The sequence below is a fragment of the Bradyrhizobium sp. ORS 285 genome (assembly GCF_900176205.1).
GTDB lineage: Bacteria > Pseudomonadota > Alphaproteobacteria > Rhizobiales > Xanthobacteraceae > Bradyrhizobium.
In genome coordinates this window covers 2394808-2412083 of the sequence record NZ_LT859959.1, presented here as the reverse complement: position 1 = coordinate 2412083, position 17276 = coordinate 2394808, and the positions used below count along the sequence as shown (strand labels likewise).

Annotated in this window: 17 protein-coding genes; 5 read left to right on the top strand and 12 right to left on the bottom strand. The window is 65.7% G+C overall.

Annotation, left to right across the window (positions count from 1 at the left end; all coding sequences use genetic code 11):
• The 5 genes from BRAD285_RS10915 to BRAD285_RS10895 form a co-directional block, all read right to left on the bottom strand.
• Nucleotides 1–450: a (2Fe-2S)-binding protein gene (locus BRAD285_RS10915; RefSeq protein WP_006609941.1), complete on the bottom strand. Its 450-nt coding sequence runs from the start codon at nt 448–450 to the stop codon at nt 1–3.
• A 127-nt stretch (nt 451–577) separates the two neighbouring features.
• Entirely contained in the window at nt 578–1555 is a 978-nt protein-coding gene (locus BRAD285_RS10910) for a HEAT repeat domain-containing protein (RefSeq protein ID WP_006609940.1), read from the bottom strand.
• A gap of 2 nt (nt 1556–1557) precedes the next feature.
• The gene (locus BRAD285_RS10905) at nt 1558–1791 is read right to left on the bottom strand and encodes a ferredoxin family protein (protein ID WP_006609939.1); all 234 of its coding nucleotides are present in this window, start codon (nt 1789–1791) and stop codon (nt 1558–1560) included.
• Between the two features lie 21 nt (nt 1792–1812).
• Entirely contained in the window at nt 1813–3555 is a 1743-nt protein-coding gene (locus BRAD285_RS10900) for a fumarate reductase/succinate dehydrogenase flavoprotein subunit (protein ID WP_006609938.1), read from the bottom strand.
• 109 nt (nt 3556–3664) lie between these two features.
• Complete coding sequence (locus tag BRAD285_RS10895) at nt 3665–4438, bottom strand: ferredoxin--NADP reductase (protein WP_006609937.1); 774 nt, start codon at nt 4436–4438, stop codon at nt 3665–3667.
• Nucleotides 4439–4688: 250 nt separating this feature from the next.
• Here BRAD285_RS10895 and BRAD285_RS10890 point away from each other — a divergent pair, with 250 nt between their 5' ends.
• The 5 genes from BRAD285_RS10890 to BRAD285_RS10870 all read left to right on the top strand — a co-directional run bounded on the left by BRAD285_RS10890 (nt 4689) and on the right by BRAD285_RS10870 (nt 9164).
• Nucleotides 4689–4979 (top strand): gamma-butyrobetaine hydroxylase-like domain-containing protein, encoded by a 291-nt coding sequence (locus BRAD285_RS10890; protein ID WP_006609936.1) that lies wholly within the window; start codon nt 4689–4691, stop codon nt 4977–4979.
• 73 nt (nt 4980–5052) lie between these two features.
• Nucleotides 5053–5832: a Crp/Fnr family transcriptional regulator gene (locus BRAD285_RS10885; protein WP_006609935.1), complete on the top strand. Its 780-nt coding sequence runs from the start codon at nt 5053–5055 to the stop codon at nt 5830–5832.
• A gap of 163 nt (nt 5833–5995) precedes the next feature.
• Complete coding sequence (locus tag BRAD285_RS10880) at nt 5996–7411, top strand: ABC transporter substrate-binding protein (RefSeq protein ID WP_006609934.1); 1416 nt, start codon at nt 5996–5998, stop codon at nt 7409–7411.
• Complete coding sequence (locus BRAD285_RS10875) at nt 7408–8295, top strand: ABC transporter permease (protein ID WP_006609933.1); 888 nt, start codon at nt 7408–7410, stop codon at nt 8293–8295. Before BRAD285_RS10880 ends, BRAD285_RS10875 begins: the two co-directional genes overlap by 4 nt.
• Nucleotides 8280–9164: an ABC transporter ATP-binding protein gene (locus BRAD285_RS10870; RefSeq protein WP_085962756.1), complete on the top strand. Its 885-nt coding sequence runs from the start codon at nt 8280–8282 to the stop codon at nt 9162–9164. The genes BRAD285_RS10875 and BRAD285_RS10870 overlap by 16 nt, the downstream gene beginning before the upstream one ends.
• A gap of 652 nt (nt 9165–9816) precedes the next feature.
• Here the strand turns inward: BRAD285_RS10870 and BRAD285_RS10865 are convergent.
• The 7 genes from BRAD285_RS10865 to BRAD285_RS10835 form a co-directional block, all read right to left on the bottom strand.
• Nucleotides 9817–11064 (bottom strand): amidohydrolase family protein, encoded by a 1248-nt coding sequence (locus BRAD285_RS10865; protein WP_006609931.1) that lies wholly within the window; start codon nt 11062–11064, stop codon nt 9817–9819.
• Nucleotides 11065–11282: 218 nt separating this feature from the next.
• Entirely contained in the window at nt 11283–11909 is a 627-nt protein-coding gene (locus BRAD285_RS10860) for an FMN-dependent NADH-azoreductase (RefSeq protein WP_006609930.1), read from the bottom strand.
• A gap of 3 nt (nt 11910–11912) precedes the next feature.
• Nucleotides 11913–13496, bottom strand: a complete 1584-nt coding sequence (locus BRAD285_RS10855; protein ID WP_006609929.1) for an isochorismatase family protein — start codon at nt 13494–13496, stop codon at nt 11913–11915.
• A gap of 9 nt (nt 13497–13505) precedes the next feature.
• Nucleotides 13506–14354: an MBL fold metallo-hydrolase gene (locus BRAD285_RS10850; RefSeq protein WP_006609928.1), complete on the bottom strand. Its 849-nt coding sequence runs from the start codon at nt 14352–14354 to the stop codon at nt 13506–13508.
• A 39-nt stretch (nt 14355–14393) separates the two neighbouring features.
• On the bottom strand, nt 14394–15281 hold the full coding sequence (locus BRAD285_RS10845; RefSeq protein WP_006609927.1) for an amidohydrolase: 888 nt from the start codon (nt 15279–15281) through the stop codon (nt 14394–14396).
• Entirely contained in the window at nt 15278–16396 is a 1119-nt protein-coding gene (locus BRAD285_RS10840; RefSeq protein WP_006609926.1) for a VWA domain-containing protein, read from the bottom strand. The genes BRAD285_RS10845 and BRAD285_RS10840 overlap by 4 nt, the downstream gene beginning before the upstream one ends.
• Complete coding sequence (locus BRAD285_RS10835) at nt 16393–17274, bottom strand: MoxR family ATPase (protein ID WP_006609925.1); 882 nt, start codon at nt 17272–17274, stop codon at nt 16393–16395. The genes BRAD285_RS10840 and BRAD285_RS10835 overlap by 4 nt, the downstream gene beginning before the upstream one ends.
• Nucleotides 17275–17276 lie beyond the last annotated feature (2 nt).

Genomic DNA, 17276 nt, shown 5'->3' with positions numbered 1-17276 from the left:
TCAGGCCTGGGCCGCGCGACGGATCGCGGCAGCAATGCGGTTATACGTGCCGCAGCGGCAGAGATTGGTCATGGCGTCGGCGATGTCGGCGTCGGACGGCCTGGGATTCTGCTTGAGCAGCGCGGTCGCCGCCATCACCTGCCCGGACTGGCAATAGCCGCATTGCGGCACCTGGTCCGCCACCCAGGCCTCCACGACCTTGCGGCCGATGCCATCCTGCTCGATCGCATCGATAGTGCGGATGTCGGACGTGCCGATGCTGTCGAGCGGCACCTGGCACGACCGCGTCGCCTGGCCGTCGATCATGACCGTGCACGCGCCGCATTGCGCGATGCCGCAGCCATATTTGGTGCCGGTCAGCCCAAGCGTATCCCTGAGCACCCAGAGCAATGGCGTATCCGCCTCCGCCGCGACCTCATAGTCGCGGCCGTTCACGTGAATTTTCGTCATGACGGTCTGCACCCTGATGTGAAGCGATCAGAATACAGGCGACCGGGCCGTCATTGCATGACAAAAGCCCGGCAATTCCGGACATGATGGCGTGACGGACGGTCGCGGGCCACTGCGGCGATCGCCGTCAGGAGCCTGCCCGCGCCTTGCTGGCTGCGATCTGATGCAGGGCCCATCTGGCGTTCTTGCGCACGTCGGGATCGAGATCGTCGGCGACGAGCGCCAGGAACGGCTCACCATCGGGCGCGGCGATCTCGCCGAGCGCAGCGGCCGCCTCCTTGCGCAGATTGGCCTGCTCGTGGGTGATGCAGCGGCCGATCGGCCGCACGGCGTGGGCGATCTTCATCCGGCCGAGGCTGCGGATCGCCTTCAGCCGCACCTGCCAGAACTCATCCGCCAGGCACGCAATCAACGGGTCGGCGGCGACGGCACCGTTGACATTGAGGCCGAGCGTCTCCGCCGCCATCTCGCGCACCATCCAGTCGGCATCCTTGAGCGCACGGGTGATGGTCTCCGCAGCGATCTTCATATGCGAGAAGGCCAGCGCGCTGACCGCGGCGCGACGGACATGCGCGTCGGAATCGCCGATCAGCGCCGTCAGCGCCGGAATGGACTCCTCCAGCTTGAGGAAGCCGATGACGCCGATCGCCTGCACGCGGACCGCGGCATCGGAGTCCTGCAGCGCCTCCAGCGCGGGCTTCAGCGTGTCCTTGCGCCTGAGCTCCTTCAGGGCACGCAGCGCACCCATGCGGACGAAGGCGTGCGGATGCTTGACCAGCGGGAGGATGGCGTCAGCCGATGCCGGATCCTTGAACTCGGCGAGACTGTCGGCCGCGGCTGATGCCACGATCCGCTCGGGATCGACGAGCAACTGGACCAGCGCCTCCGCCGCCTCCGGCCCGTCGAACTCACCGAGCGCCATCGCCACCTGCTGCCGAACGCCGGCAGCGGGATCGGCCACCATCTTCGCCAGATGCGCGACCGCAGCCGGATCACCGGAATGCCCCAGCGCGATGATCGCGACCCGCCGCTCCGCCGGATCGGCGGAGCCGAGGCGCTCGTCGGCATCGTCGAGGTCGTCATAGGATTCGAACGGGCTCGCCATGATCACCTCAGCAGATAGGGAATGTTGACGGTGACGGCGCCCGTCGGGCAATCCGCCTCGCAGGGCATGCAGTACCAGCACTCGTCATAGGCCATGAAGGCCTTGCCGGTCATGTCGCTGATCCTGAGCACGTCGAGCGGGCAGACATCGACGCACACCGTGCAGCCCTTGTCGGCGATACATTTGGCGTCGTCGACCACCACCGGAACCGACGTCTGATAGGTTGCAAGAGGCATGTCTCGTTCTCCGTCTGATCGTCAGGCGCTGGCGCGGATGCGCTGCTTGTCGTAGAGGTCCTTCTCGTCGTCCGCGATCGGCACGACATAGGGCTGCACCTCCCGCTTCTCGCTGGTCATCCTGCCGTCCTGCTTGCTCAACAGCGTGTGGCAGAACCAGTTCTCGTTGTCCTTCTCCGGGAAATCCGTGCGCCAGTGATAGAGCCCCCAGCGGCTCTCCTCGCGGAACAGCGAGGCGTGGGCGGCCATGTCGGCGCAATCCATGATCGACTGCACCTCGAGCGCGCGCAGCAGCTCATGCGCATTGCGCGCGATCATGCGCTCCTGCATGTCCTCGCGGACCTCGGCGAGCCGGCGCATGCCGAGCTCGTATTTGCGCGTCACCTTCGGCGGCTGCAGATAGTCGTTGACCAGCCTGCGCGTCTTGTACTCGATCTGGTTCGGCGGAATGCCGTCCTCCCGCTTCGTCGGCGCCATCACGCGCTCGCGCTCCACCGCGATCTCGGCGGAGTCGATCTCGCCGAAATCGTGATTGTCGGCGAACTCCATCGCGTCGAGCCCGGCGAACGAGCCGTTGGTGAAGGCACCCAGCATGTAATTGTGCGGGACGCTCGCCATATCGCCGGCTGCGTAGAGCCCGGGAACGGTGGTACGGGCATTGTCGTCGACGAACACGCCCGACGCGCTGTGGCCGGAGCAGAAGCCGATCTCGGAGATGTGCATCTCGATCGACTCCTTGCGGTAGTCGACGCCGCGCCCTTCCTGGAACAGCCCCCGCGTCGGACGTTCGACCTTGTGCAGGGTGTGCTCGATTTCTTCGATGGTCTTATCGTGCAGATGCTTCAGCTGCAGGAACACCGGCCCCTTGCCCGACAGCAGCTCGTTGTAGAACTCGAGCATCATCTGGCCAGACCAATAGTCGCATTCGATGAAGCGGCGGTCCTCGTTGTTGGCGGTGTAGGCGCCGAACGGACCGGCGACATAGGCGCAGGCCGGGCCGTTATAGTCCTTGATCAGCGGATTGATCTGGAAGCATTCGAGATTGGCGAGCGCCGCGCCCGCGTGATAGGCCATCGCATAGCCGTCGCCGGAATTGGCGGCGTTCTCGTAGGTGCCGAACATGTAGCCGGACGTCGGCAGGCCGAGCCGGCCGGCCGCGCCCATGCACAGGATCACCGCCTTGGCCTTGATCACCAGGATCTCGGCGGTGCGGGTGTTGACGCTCACGGCACCCGCAATGCGGCCGTCGCTCGACTTCAGCAGCCGCGTCGCCATGTAGCGGTTGGAGATCAGGATGCGCGCGCGGCGCAGCTGGCGGTACAGCGCCTTCTTGACGGTCTCGCCGTTCGGCATCGGCAGAACATAGGTGCCGATGTGGTGCACCTTCTTGACGGCATAATCGCCGTTCTCGTTCTTGAGGAAGCGGATGCCGAAGCTGTCGAGCTCCTCGATGATCCCGTAGCAGCTCTGGGCGTATTTATAGACCGCCTTCTGGTCGACGATGCCGTCATTGGCGATCGTGATCTCCTTGGTGTACTGCTCCGGCGTCGCGTAGCCGGGGATGACGGCGTTGTTCAGGCCGTCCATGCCCATCGAGATCGCGCCGGAACGCTTGACGTTGGCCTTCTCGAGCAGAACGACGTTGGCCTTCGGATTCTTCATCTTGGCCTTCAGGGCGGCCATCGGGCCGGCCGTGCCGCCACCGATCACCAGCACGTCGCAGGACACCTCCGAGAGGCCGTCGACGATTTCATCCATTGCCATTCTAAGCTCCTGCTTGGCCGGGGACACCGGTCCTGGTCAGAGTTGTTCAGCGGGGCGGCCGGCGATAGCAATTAGTTGTCGCCGGAGCGCGTTTCTTCCCGGCCGGGGATCAGCGCTCGACGAAGGCCTTCTCGACGACGAAATGACCGGGCGTGCTGTGATTGCCTTCGGTGAAGCCTCGCGCTTCCAGCATGGTCTGCAGCTCGGCCAACATCCCAGGGCTGCCGCACAGCATCACCCGATCCGTCTCGCGGTCGAGATCCGGCCCGCCGATATCCGCGAACATCTGCCCCGATGCGATCAGGTCGGTGATGCGGCCGCGGTTCCGGAACGGCTCGCGGGTGACGGTGGGGTAATAGAGCAGCCGGTCTCGGACCAACGAGCCAAAGAACTCGTGACTGCGCAGCCCGTCGACGAGCTGCTCGCCATAGGCGAGCTCGGAGACCTGCCGGCACCCATGCGCCAGCACGATGGTGTCATAGGTCTCATAGATCTCGGGGTCCTTGATCAGGCTGGCGAACGGCGCGAGCCCGGTCCCGGTCGACAGCAGCAGCAGCCGGCGTCCCGGAATGAGATTGCCGGCGATCAGCGTTCCCGTCGCCTTGCGGCCGACCAGGATGCGATCGCCCTCCCTGATCTTCTGCAGCCTGGAGGTCAGCGGACCATCGGCGACCTTGATGCTGAAGAATTCCAGCGCCTCCTCGTGATTGGCGCTTGCCATGCTGTAGGCGCGCATCAGCGGCCGGCCGTCGACCTCCAGCCCGATCATCGCGAACTGGCCGTTCTGGAAGCGGAAGCCGGGATCCCGCGTGGCTGTGAAGCTGAACAGCGTATCGGTCCAGTGCCGGACCGACAACACCGTGGCGGTCTGAAAAGCGCTCATCTCGTCTCCTCGCGGCGCATGCGCCGTGCCTCGGTTGATGAGGACGATGTCGCGGAAACGAGCCGCTGCGGCAATTTCGAAAGCACCGCGCCGGTCGATTAGTTGCAAAGTTTGGCGGTCGGACGGTCGAAACCACGGCGACTGAGGATGACGAATCGAGATTCGGCTGTCGCTGGCAATTAGTTGCTGGGTGGCTCCCGTCCCGGGCGCTTAGACTGACCATCAGGTCTTGGCGCAACCAGGAGACAACATGGCCGTATCTGATATCGCAGAGTGCGAGGTCAGCTCCGATCTGACATCCTTGCTGCTGCGGGACGAGAGCCGGCGACCTGCCGTGCTGTCGGCCGAACGGCTGCGCCAGTCCTGCATGTGCGCGCATTGCCGGCGCGCGCGCTTCGACGACCGCTTCCCGGCGCATTTTCCAGGCATCGGCATCGTCGGCCTCGGAGACCTTGGCTACGGCCTGAACATCGCGTTCTCCGACGGCCACAATCGCGGCATTTATCCGAAATCATACCTCTGGGAACTCGCTGCGGGCTGAGCCCTGGCCGCCGCACCGGATGGCACGAACATTGCTCCGCCTCTGATCAACGTGATCAATGCGGAGGCAAGACATGTTGCTGCAGGCGGCCAAACCGGAAGCCGTGCCCTCGCCCCTGACATCCGCACGCGCCGTGACCAGTTCGTCGCTTCTGCTCAGCGAAAGCCAGCAGTCCATCGGCGGGCCGCCGTCGCTGATCGACAGGCTCAGTCTGCGTGAGCGTGAGCAGGTGCTCAAGCAGGGGCGCCGCAAGGTCTTGAACCGCGGCCAGACGCTGTTCAGCCAGGGCGCTAAACATGACGGCATCTTCCTGATCGAGAGCGGCCGCATCCGGGTGTTCTACACCTCGCCGCAGGGACGCGAGATCACGCTGGCCTATTGGCATGTCGGCAATTTCGTCGGCGGCCCGGAAGTGTTCGATACCGGCGTGCATCAATGGTCTGGAGTCGCGGCCAGCAACGCCAGTGTCATTCAGCTTCCAGGCAAGGAGCTGCGCGCGCTGGTCGCTGACATCCCCAACCTCGCGATCGGGCTGATCGAGGGCCTGAGCTTCAAGGGCAAGTGCTACTCCGCGCTGGCGCAAATGCTGGGCACGCGTTCCATCACCGAGCGGCTCGCGCATCTCCTGCTGCATCTGGTCGACCTCTACGGCGTCGATGATCCCGACGGCAAGGTCATCGCTGCAGCCTTCACCCATGCCGACATCGCGCACATGGTCGGCGCCACGCGGCAATGGGTGACGATCAGCCTGAAGCGGATGCAAGAGAAGAACATCGTCCGGACGAAGCGCTCACAGATCGTGGTCTGCCGTCCCGATATCCTGGACGAGATGCGCGGCCAGGCCGCCGACTAGCCGGCCTGCTCATGCAAGCGGCTGTCAGGAGCAAAGTTGCCCAAGGAGTACGCAACCGGGATTTGACGGCAACTAATCGACCCCAAGCCGAAGTCCGGATTTGCGCTCACGGATGCGGCCTTCATCATGGCGCCATCAGCCATCCAACCGAACGGGGATGAGAATGGTCCGCCGCCTTGAAGCGCTCATACTGTCCGTCACCTGCCTGTCATTCATCGCAGCGCAGCCCGCCGCAGCAGAGACGGTCACGATCGGAATCGGCACCCAGGACACGACGACCAACACGGTGACCGCCGGCACGATCGTGCGGCAGCTCAAGCTGTTGGAGAAGTATCTCCCCAAGGACGGCAAGTACGCCAACATCAAGTTCGAGATCGAGTGGCAGAACTTCACGTCAGGCCCGCCGGTCACCAACGGCATGATGGCGAACAAGCTGCAATTCGGCATGATGGGCGACTATCCTCTGATCGTGAACGGCTTCACCTTCGAGACCAATCCCGAGAGCAAGAGCCGGCTGATTGCGGTCGCCGCCTACAGCCTGTCCGGCTCGGGCAACGGCATCGTCGTTCACAAGGACTCGCCCTACTACGAGCTATCGGACCTCAAGGGCAAGCTGGTCAGCGTGCCGTTCGGCTCGGCCGCACATGGCATGGTCCTCAAGGCGCTGCAGGACGGCGGCTATCCCTCGGACTTCTTCCAGCTCGTCAGCCAGACCCCGGAGGTCGGCTCGACCAACCTGCAGGAAAAGAAGATCGACGCCCATGCCGACTTCGTGCCGTTCGCCGAGTTGCTGCCCTTCCGCGGCTTTGCCCGCAAGATCTATGACGGCGTCCAGACCAATCTGCCGACCTTCCACGGCGTGGTCGTCCGTACCGACTTCGCCGAGAAATATCCGGAGGTCGTGATCGCCTATGTCAAGGCGGTCATCGCCGCCAACCAGTGGCTCCGCCAGGACCCGAAGGCGGCGGCCGAGAAGATCCAGGAATGGACCGGGATCAACAAGGAGGTCGTCTACATCTTCCTCGGACCCGGCGGCAATATGACCACCGATCCGACGATCAAGCCGGCGCTGGTCGATGCGGCCGCGACCGACGTCAAGGTGCTGCAGAGCCTCGGGCGCATGAAGGAGTTCGATCCGAAGAAATGGGTCGACGACAGCTATATCCGCAAGGCCTATGCCGAGCTGAAGCTCGACTATGACAAGGAGCTCGCCAGCACTGCGAACTACGAGGTCTCCGGCCAGGACAAGTTCTGCAACAAGCCGATCACCGAGCCGCGCAAGGCCGGCGAGGTCTGGGTCGATGGCGAGGGCATCTCCGCCTTCAGCAGCGCAGCCTGCACGCTCGGCGCCTATGCCGACTACAAGGCCAAGGGCAAGAAGATCAACGTCGCCTATGTCTTCGACACCGCCCGCGGCATCAAGCTGTTCGCCGACCAGGCCTTCTTCGCCGCCGCGAATGGCGAAATCGCGCCTTTCCTGCTGAAGAAAGATGCCGAGGCCTACGCCGCAACGATCGGCGGCAAGGTGATGGGACTTGACGAGGCCGTGAAGCTCGCGGTAGCGGGAGGCAAGACGTGAGCAGCCCCGCTTTGATGACATCGCCCGAGCAGGCTGCGGCGCCCGCCGCGCCTGCCGCCGCCACCCCGCCGAGCCGGCCGGAGTTCTCCGCCCGCGCCGCGCGCTGGTTCCGGCTGAACCAGGACCGGCTGCGCGGCCTGCTGATCGGCACCGCATCGCTGATCCTGTTCCTGATCGCCTGGCACCTGCTGACGACCTACCGCGTCGTCTTCTTCGTGAAGTTCACCAACGTGCCGGCGCCCCTGGCGGTCTATGCGAGCTTCACCAAGGCGATCCATGATCCGAAGTTCCTGATGCACATCCTGCTCAGTTGTCGCCGGATCTTCATCGGGTTCTCGCTGGCCGCTCTGGTCGGCGTGCCGCTCGGCCTGATCATGGGCCGCTTCAAGCTGGTGCACGAGATCATCTTCCCGGTCGCGGAGGTGCTGCGCCCGATCCCCGCCATCGCCTGGGTGCCGATGGCCATCATGTTGTGGCCGACCAACGAGCAGAGCATCGTCTTCATCACCTTCCTCGGCTCGTTCTTCCCGATCCTGGTCAACACGCTGCACGGCATGACGCTGGTCGATCCGGTGCTGGTGCGCGCCGCCAAATGCCTCGGCGCGCGCGAGGCCTCGATCTTCCGCGAGGTCTATTTCCCTGCTTCCCTGCCCCACATCTTCACCGGCCTCACCGTCGGCATGGGCGTCGCATGGGTGTCGCTGATCGCGGCCGAGATGATCTCCGGACAGTTCGGCATCGGCTACTTCACCTGGGAGGCGTACTCGCTGGTCCAATATGCCGACATCGCGCTCGGCATGATCGCGATCGGTGTGCTCGGACTCGGCTCCAGCCTGGTGATCCGCGCCGCCGGTCAATTGGTGATGCCATGGAGGTCGCGATGAGCCAGATTGCCGCGGAGACGAGACAGGGCCATATCGACGTCCGCAACTTCGCCCTGAGCTACGAGACCATCGACGGCGCGGTCGAAGCCGTCACCGACACGCAGATCCATGTCGCCCCCGGTGAGTTCGTCTCGATCGTGGGCCCTTCGGGCTGCGGCAAGTCGACCCTGCTCAATGCCGTCGCCGGCTTCCTCAAGCCCACCAGCGGCGTCGTCACCGTCGACGGCCAGGCCGTCACCGGGCCGAGCGCCGAGCGCGGCATGGTGTTCCAGCAATATTCGCTGTTTCCCTGGAAGACCGTGCGCGAGAACGTCGAGTTCGGCTTGAAGATGCGCGGCATGCCCAAGTTCGAGCGCGCCCGCGCCGCGCGCACATTGCTCGGGCTCGCCGGTCTCGAAGCGTTCGAGAACCACTACCCCGAACGTCTCTCGGGCGGCATGAAGCAGCGCGTCGGCATCGTGCGCGCGCTCGCGACCGGCCCCAAGGTGCTGCTACTCGACGAGCCGTTTGGTGCACTCGACGCCCAGACCCGCATCATCATGCAGCAGATCCTCACGAACATGTGGCAGCGGCTGAAGATCTCGGTGCTGTTCGTGACCCACGACATCGACGAGGCGATCTTCCTGTCCGACCGCGTCTACTGCATGACCGCGCGCCCCGGCTCGATCAAGGCCGAGATCCAGATCCCGCTGGAGCGGCCGCGCCAGCAATCGATGATGATGTCGTCGGAATTCCTGGCGTTGCGCCGCGGGCTGATGTCGCTGATCCGCGAGGAGAGCCTGAAAGCGATGGGCGGCGAGATCACCGACCTGGGCATGCAGGGCCTGGGCATCGAGTTGCAGGGCCATTCGATCGCAGACATTCTCTGACCGCAACCATGCAACTTCGGATCGGACGAGCGCCCATCAGTCGCCATGCTGCGTCGTCGCATCAACAGGGCTGCGCCGGGCAGCTTATTTCCTTAGCAATCTCAAGCTGATTTGGCCTGTCCAGTCCTGCACCGGAAAATATTCCTCTTTCGTCTTTTCGGAATTTGTGATTGACTGCGGTCATCCCGGACCCGCGAGAGGGGCGCTTCGCGATCGTCACGAGACGTAGGGCACGGGATGCGGTGGCTGCAGGCGTGCTGCAGCGGGCTTTCAGAGCCCGCCGACGAACGGCAGTCTGCGGACGTGAAGACGCGTGGTCCTGGCGCCCCGAAGCTGGCGCCAAGTCTTTCGGGGATGATGATCCGGAAGACGACGGTGACTAACAAGCCGGTACACCGAGGAGAGCGCGAGATAAGCGTGAAAACCATCGCGCGGGGAATGCCGGGTTGTCTCGGCTGAACCTGTGGTTCCTGCCGCCTGCATTTTTTTTCGCAGGCGGGCCATGGGTGCGGCCAGCACCCGGCATTCCCCGCGCCCTCTCTTCATGAAGGGCGAAACGATCTGCACAGCTCGGACGCAAGAGGCGTCGCGAGGCTGCCGTCATGCGTCTCGCGGGGAGCGGCAGGCGGCCGCTCCCGAGCGACAGCAGCCTTCAGGTATTCAGCCTGTCGCTGTGGACCTGGCCGGCCTTCATCACCAGGGGAATGCGATCGCCCTGGCCGAGCAGGCAGGAGATGTCGCGCAGCGGATTGCCGTCGACGACGAGGAGATCGGCGAACGCGCCGGGCTGGATGCGGCCGAGCTTGCCTTCCATGCCGAGCACTTCGGCACCAATCACCGTGGCGCTGGCGATCGCCTCGCGCGTACCGAGGACCTCGGCGCGGATGCGGAATTCGTCGCTCTGCAGGCGCTGCGACGGACCGAGGAGGTCGCTGCCATAGCCCATCTTGACGCCGGCTTCGCGATAGATCTCCAGCGAGCGCAAGCCCGCGTCGCGCACGTCGGCGATCTTGGCGACGCTCTCCGGCGGCAGGCCGTATTGCGCGCCCTCATTGGCCAGCGCCTCGTAGGTGACGAGCGTCGGGATCACGTAGACGCCGTGCTCGGCCATCAGCCGCGCGGTCGGCAGGTCGACGAGGTTGCCGTGCTCGATGGTACGAACGCCGCAGCGCACCGCGCGCGCGATCGCCTCGGCCGTGTAGGCATGCGCCAGCACGTAGGTGCCGCGTCCCCTCGCCTCGGCGACGATGGCGCGGATCTCGTCCTCGGAATAGCCGAACGCGCCGACCGGATCGGTCGGCGACGCCACCCCGCCCGAGGCCATGATCTTGATCTGGTCGGCGCCCATCTGCAGCTCCTCACGCACCGCCTTGCGCACGCCATCGACGCCATCGGCGACGCGCGCCAGCGCGCCGACCCGGACGCAGCACGGACACGGCGCGTTGTCGGAGAGGAAATCGGTGCGCGGGCGCATGTCGCCATGGCCGCCGGTCTGGCTCAGTGCGCGGCCGGAGACGAACAGCCGCGGGCCCTCGGTGATCCCGGTGTCGACCGCCTGCTTGAGCGCATAGCCGGCGCCGCCGGCATCGCGCACGGTGGTGAAGCCCCGCCGCAGCATGCCACGCAGGATCAGCGCCGAGCGCAGGGTGACCAGCACGTTCGGCATCTGCACTTGCTGCGCCAGATTGAGCTCGACCGCGATCGCATGCACATGCAAATCGATCAGGCCGGGCATCAGCGTCTTGCCCTTGAGATCGATCCTCCGCTCCGCGCTCCCCTGCAGCGGCCTGTCCGAGACCTCCTTGATCAGGCCGTCCTCGACCAGCACATGCATGCCCTCGCTCAAGTCGGGCTGCAGCGGATCGAGCAAAGCGGCATTCTCGAACAGGATCGTCGGCATCGGCAGTTTCCTTGCGCAGGACCAGAGGTCCCTTCATACGTGCAGTCCAGAGCGAGCCCGCCGCCCTGCCCATCCCGCAGCTCGAGCCGGGCCGCGCCTCGGCCGGACCGTGCACACCGGACTCATCTCACGTCGCGTCAAGATGCCCCGCACCTCGCCCGCGGCGCAAGGCTCTCTCGCGCATAGGCGCTATCATGAGCTGGGATGCGAGCGTCCGCTCAGAAGCGCGCGGCCATGTCCAGGAGACGGCGGTGGGCGCGCTCGCGCGCCGCGCCGGTGTGCTCCGCCGGCCCGCTGGTCGGCCCGATCGCGACGAAGGTGACGTCGCGCAGACCCATGAAGCGCAGCGCCTCGCGCAGATAGGGCGTCGCCAGATCCGTCCGGCCGCGGCTCATGCCGGTCGAGAAATCGCCGCCGCTCGAAAGGATCACCAGCGTCGGGCGGTCCTTCAACAGCGGGAGATAGCCGCTGACGGGATCGAAGCGGAAGGTGAGCCCGGGCTGGTTGATGATGTCGAGCCAGTGCTTGAGCTTGTAGGGGATGCCGAAATTCCACATCGGCGTCGAGATCACGACGCGGTCAGCGAGATCGAGCCGCACCGCCATGCGCTCTGCCATGGCGAATGCTGCGCGCTGGCCCTCGGTGAAGGCGCGCCCGCCCATGCGCGCATACTTCGCCTGCAGGATCTCGCCGTCGAACTCCGGCAGATTCTCGCGCCAGAGATTCATCTCGTCGATGTCGAAGCCCGGCCGCACCTGCCTGAAGCGGCCGAGGAAGACGCGCGCGCCAGCGCTCGACCCGGAGTCCGCGCGCGGCGAGGCAACGAGATGAAACAGCTTGGGCATGCCCTACCCCAGCGCCTTGATGACCGCATCGGCATTGGTGACGACGGACACGTTCTGAAGGGCGAAGTTGATCGCGGCATTGTGCCAGTCCGCGTTCATCGTCGAGCAGCAGTCCTCCGGCACCACCATGAAGTAGCCCTTGTCGGCGCCGGTGCGCGCGGTGTGCTCCACGGACATGTTGGTCCACGCGCCCGTATTGATGATGACGTCGCGCCCCGTCGCCTTCAGGATGGTCTCGAGCCTGGTGCCCTCCCACGCGCTCATCCGCATCTTCTCGACGACGAAGTCCCCGCTGCGCGGCTCCAGGCCGGCGACGGGCGCTGCGCCCCAACTGCCGCGCACCATCGCCCTGCTGTCGACCAGCCCTTCGAACAGCGGCGCGTTCAAGGTCACGCCGGGCGCGCCGGGCTCGACGACGAACCAGACGAAGATGATGACGACGCCGCGCGCGCGGGCGACCTCGGCCAGCCGGCGCACGTTGTCGACCACGCGCTGCTGCTTGGCATGCCCGGGCGCGCCGGAATCGGCGAACGCGCCGCCATCCATGATGACGTCGTTCTGCAGGTCCTGGATGATCATCGCGCAGCGCCGCGGATCGAGCTGCATGTCGCCGGCGAGTTGCGGCGCCGCGGGCGCGGTCGAAGAAGACGCGGCCGATGTGGGTCCAGCCGTCCGCCGCGCGCTCATGTAAGGTTCATGGCGCGGGCCGACCTTGGTCGCGATGGCATAGACAGAATGCGTGGCGGTCAGATAGAGCGTGCGGAAATCAGCGCCGCCCCAGGCGAGATTGGCGACCAGCTCCGGCACGCGCACCTTGCCCAGAAGTTCGCCGGTGGGCGCATAGACCCAGACGCCGCCGGGCGCGGTGACCCAGACATGGCCGCGTTGGTCGCATTTCATGCCGTCGGGCACGCCGGGCTCCAGCTCCGAGCGGATGCCGCTCGCGAAAACGCGGCCGTTCGACAGGCTGCCATCGCTGCCGACATCGAATACCCGGATCAGCGCCTGCACCGTGTCGTTGACATAGAGCAGCGTCTCGTCCGGCGAGAAGCACAGCCCGTTCGGCTGATCGAACAGATTGCGCTCCACCAGCAGAAGCGGCGCGCCGCCGCCCAGCGGCACGCGGTAGACGCCCTGGAAGCCAAGCTGACGCGGCCGCTCCAAGCCAAAGACCGGCATGCGGCCGTACCAGGGGTCGGAGAAATAGATCGCGCCGCTGGAATGCACACAGACGTCGTTCGGACTGTTCAGCTCCTGGTTCTGATAATGCGACGCCAGGATCTCCCGCCGCCCGTCGGGCCGCTCGCGTACCAGCGACGACGTCGCGTGCTCGCAGACGATCAGGTTGAGCTCGGCATCGTAGGTCATGCCGTTGCATTTGTTGGACGGCCGCCGCATCTCGACGACGCCGCGCTTGGCGTCCCAGCGGCGGCGGACGTCGGCAGGCATGTCGGAGAACAGCAGGAACTGCTCGGCCGGATGCCAGATCGGCCCCTCCGTGAAGTCGAAGCCGGTCGCGACCTGCGCCACCGGCGCGTAGGGGTCGATCAGGGTCTCGAACTCAGGGCGCAAGGTAACGTGGGTCATGGCGCGTCCTCACGCCGGAAACCAGTGCCGCTGCGGCAGCGACTGCACCAGCGGGCCCGGCACCTGGTCGTGCAGCCGCCCTACCACCATGCCACCCTCGATCTTGGCAGGGCGATCGTGAATCGGCAGCAAATAGCGCGAGCTCGACAGCAGCTTCTTGATCGCCGCCTTCTCGGCGCGCTTGCTGGTGCCGTGGTTGCCGGTCGTACGCGGCTCGGCGTCCTGGATCTCGTTGAACGGCGTCACGATCTGGTCGTTGAAGTCGTAGATGACGTCGCCGCAGATCGTGGCGATGCCGTCGGCGGTGTGGACGTGGATGTTCATCGAGCCCTCGGTATGGGCGTTGGCCGCCTCGCAATACACCCCCGGCATCAGCTCGACCGCGCCGGTGAGCTCAAGATCCAGAAAGCGCAGCGCGCTCTTGGTGTGCAGGCGGTCGATCAGGTGCTTGATGTCGGGCGCCGGGTATTGCGGATGCATCAATCCGGACACCGAATATTCCAGCTCGCGCCGGTTCAGCACCACCGTCGTGTTCATCGGGAACAGATCGTCCTTGCCGGCATGATCGATGTGCAGATGGGTGTGGCAGACGTAGCGGACGTCGCCCATGCGCACTCCGTGCCGCGCGAGCTGGTTCTCGATCATGTTCTCATGATACTGCAGCCCGCGCATGCCCAGCGTCTCCATGATCTGGTTGGAGCGATAGCCGGTGTCGACCACGACCGGATACGGGCCGCCGAGGATCAGGAATCCGAGCGTGAGCACCCGGCGGGTACGGCCGCAGTCGCGCCCGAGCACGAGGAAGCTCGATTCCAGCTCGATATCACCATAGTCGAGAACCTTGATTTCCAGCGCCATGAGCGTTCCCTGTTGCTTTTGTTGTCGTTGCGCGCAGCGTCATCCCAGCCGGTAGACCCGCCGCGCGGTCTCTCCCATCACCAGCGCACGCGCGTGGTCGTCGAGATGGCTGATAGCTACCTCGTAGCTCGCGACCAGCGCGCGATAGTCGGTCCAGAGTTTTTCGATCGGAAAGTTCGAGCCGAACAGGCAGCGGTCGGAACCGAACATCTCGATCGTCTCGCGCACGATATCGGCGACATGCGCTGGATCGTTGCGGCGTATGAAGGTGCCGAGGCCCGAGAGCTTGCTGACGACGTTGCGGCAGGCCGCGAGCCGCTGCATGCCCGCGCGCCATTGCTCGCGTCCCTCCGGAGACAGGTCTTCCAGCATGCCGGCGTGCTGCAGGATGAAGGTCACAGACGGACAGCTCGCGGCCAGCGCGGCGGCACCGGCCATTTGACCGGCGAACATCTGCAGGTCGAACGACCAGCCATAGTCGGCCAGCCGCGCGATGTTGGCGCGGATCGTCGGGTGGCTGCAGAGATCCGGAGACGCAGCGAAGCGATACAGCGGGTTCTCGTGCCAGTGCAGCTGCATCCGGACGCCGCGCAGCAGCGGATAGCGCGCGAGCCGATCGAATTGCGGTCGGGCATCTTCGACGGCGAGATCGGCATAGGCGACGATGGCGTGGGGAAAGCCGTGCTGATCGGCAGTTCGCTGCACCCACGCGGCCTCGTTCTCGAAACCGTCCTTGGCCCAGTTGGTCTGGACGTAGACCGACTGGGTCACGCCGCTGCCGGCGATATCATCGATGTATTCCTCGATCGGATAGTCGCGTCGGATCGGCTCGTACGGGCCAAAGATGCGCGGCTGCATCGGGCCGACGAGCCAAGGCAGATCGGCCTGGCGCCAGATATGATGATGCGCATCTACATATCCGCTCATGCCGCCCTCCTCTGCGCCAGCGACAGCACATGCGAGACGATGACGTCGTCGGAGCCGCCGGGAACGATATCGTCGACGAATGGGGCGATCGCCTGCAGCGCCTCCGTCTGCGGCTTGAAGCCGGGCCCGGTCGCCAGCGGCGTCAGCCAGCTCACGCGCCAGGCACGCAGCGACAGCTTCCACACGGCCTCGCGGAGCACCTGATGATCGCCGCGCTCCAGTCCATCGGAGATCACCAGGACCGCTGCACCACGGGCGTAAGTCGAGAAGCGCGGCACCGCGAGAAAGGCCTGCAGCGCCTCGCCGATCCGCGTGCCGCCGTCCCAATCGCTGACCAGATGAGAGGCCGCGAGCAGCGCCTGCTCGCGCCGCTTCAGGCGCAGCGGGCGTGTGATGCGAGTCAGCCGCGTGCCGAGCGTGAACACCTCAACGTGCGGGATGGCTTGCACCAGCACGTGGGCCAGCCGCATGTTGTCCTCGGTGCGCGCCTTCATCGAGCCGGAGACGTCGATCAACAACAACAGACGGCGCAGCCGCGGCCGCCGCTTCAGCCGCCGCAGCGACAGCACTTCGCCGTCGCGGCGCACACTCTCGCGCAAGGTTCGACGCAAATCGACGAAGCTGCCGCGCCGCGCGCGCATTCGGCGGTGGCCGCGCCGCTTCGGCAGCTTTGCACGCGCCTGCCGTGCGAGACGCTGCAAGGCATTGCCGCCGCTCGTGGCCGCAAGACGGCGCGCGACCAGCGCCTCGGCTTGCGTGGCCGCGAGCCCGGACTCGTTCTGCTCCTGCGTGCTGTCGGGATCGACGCCGTCGTCGCCCTCCTCCTGCAGCCGGATGACGTCATCCTGCTGGTCGCTCTCGCTGAGGGCCGTCGCCTCGCTCACGCCGAAATGAATGTCGAACAGCAGATGATAGGTGCAGAGCCGCTCCGGCGGCGGCGCCAGGGTCGCGGCTCCCGCACGCCTGATATCGTCGAGACTGGCCGGCCCGAGCAGTTCGATCGCGGCGAGGAAGGCCGTAGTCTGCTCGGGTGCAACGGCAAAGCCGTTCCGCCGCAGCAGGGCGGCGAAGGTCACGAAGATCCCGGTGGCGCGTGGCAAGCGGACCTCGCTCATGTCGTCGCCTCCGCTAGCAGCGCGTCCAGCCGCGGCGCGACGAAGGACAGATCCTCCTCATCCTTCAGCGCGACACCGATGGATCGCTTGAATGCATCAGGCCAGCGCGCGCCGGTCCGGTTCAGCAAGGTCGCCGCCTCGGCCCAATCGACGGCCTCGGCGATCCCGGGCGCCTTGCTCAAAGGCTCGCGCCTAAGCTTCGCCACCGCCGACACCACCGCCCGCGCCGTTCCTTCAGCGACGCTGGAGGCGCGCATCATCACGATCCGCGCTTCGCGTTCCGCATCGGGATAATCGATCCAATGATAGACACAGCGGCGACGCAGCGCTTCATGCAGGTCACGGGTCCGGTTCGAGGTCAGCACCACGATCGGCCGCTCGGCCGCGCGTACCGTGCCGCGCTCGGGAATCGAGATCTGGAAGTCGGAGAGGAATTCGAGCAGGAAGGCCTCGAACTCCTGGTCGGCGCGATCGATCTCGTCGATCAGGAGAACAGTGGAGTCCGGCGCGCGCAGGCAGGCCAGCATCGGCCGCTCGATCAGGAAGCTCTCGCCGTAAATGTCGATGCTCTCCTCGCCGGCCTGGCGGATCGCGAGCATCTGGCGCGGGTAGTTCCACTCGTACAGCGCCGCTGCCGCGTCGATGCCCTCGTAGCATTGCAGCCGGATCATCTTGCGGCCGAGCACTGCGGCGATCGCTTTCGCAGCCTCGGTCTTGCCGACGCCGGGCGCGCCTTCGAGCAGCAGCGGCTTGCCGAGCGCGAGCGCGAGATAGGCGGCGGTGGAGAGCCCGTCATCGGCGAGGTAATAGGCCGCGCGCAGCGCCTTTTCCAGCGCCTGCGGCGAGTCGATGCCGACGATGTTGCTTCGGACCACCATGC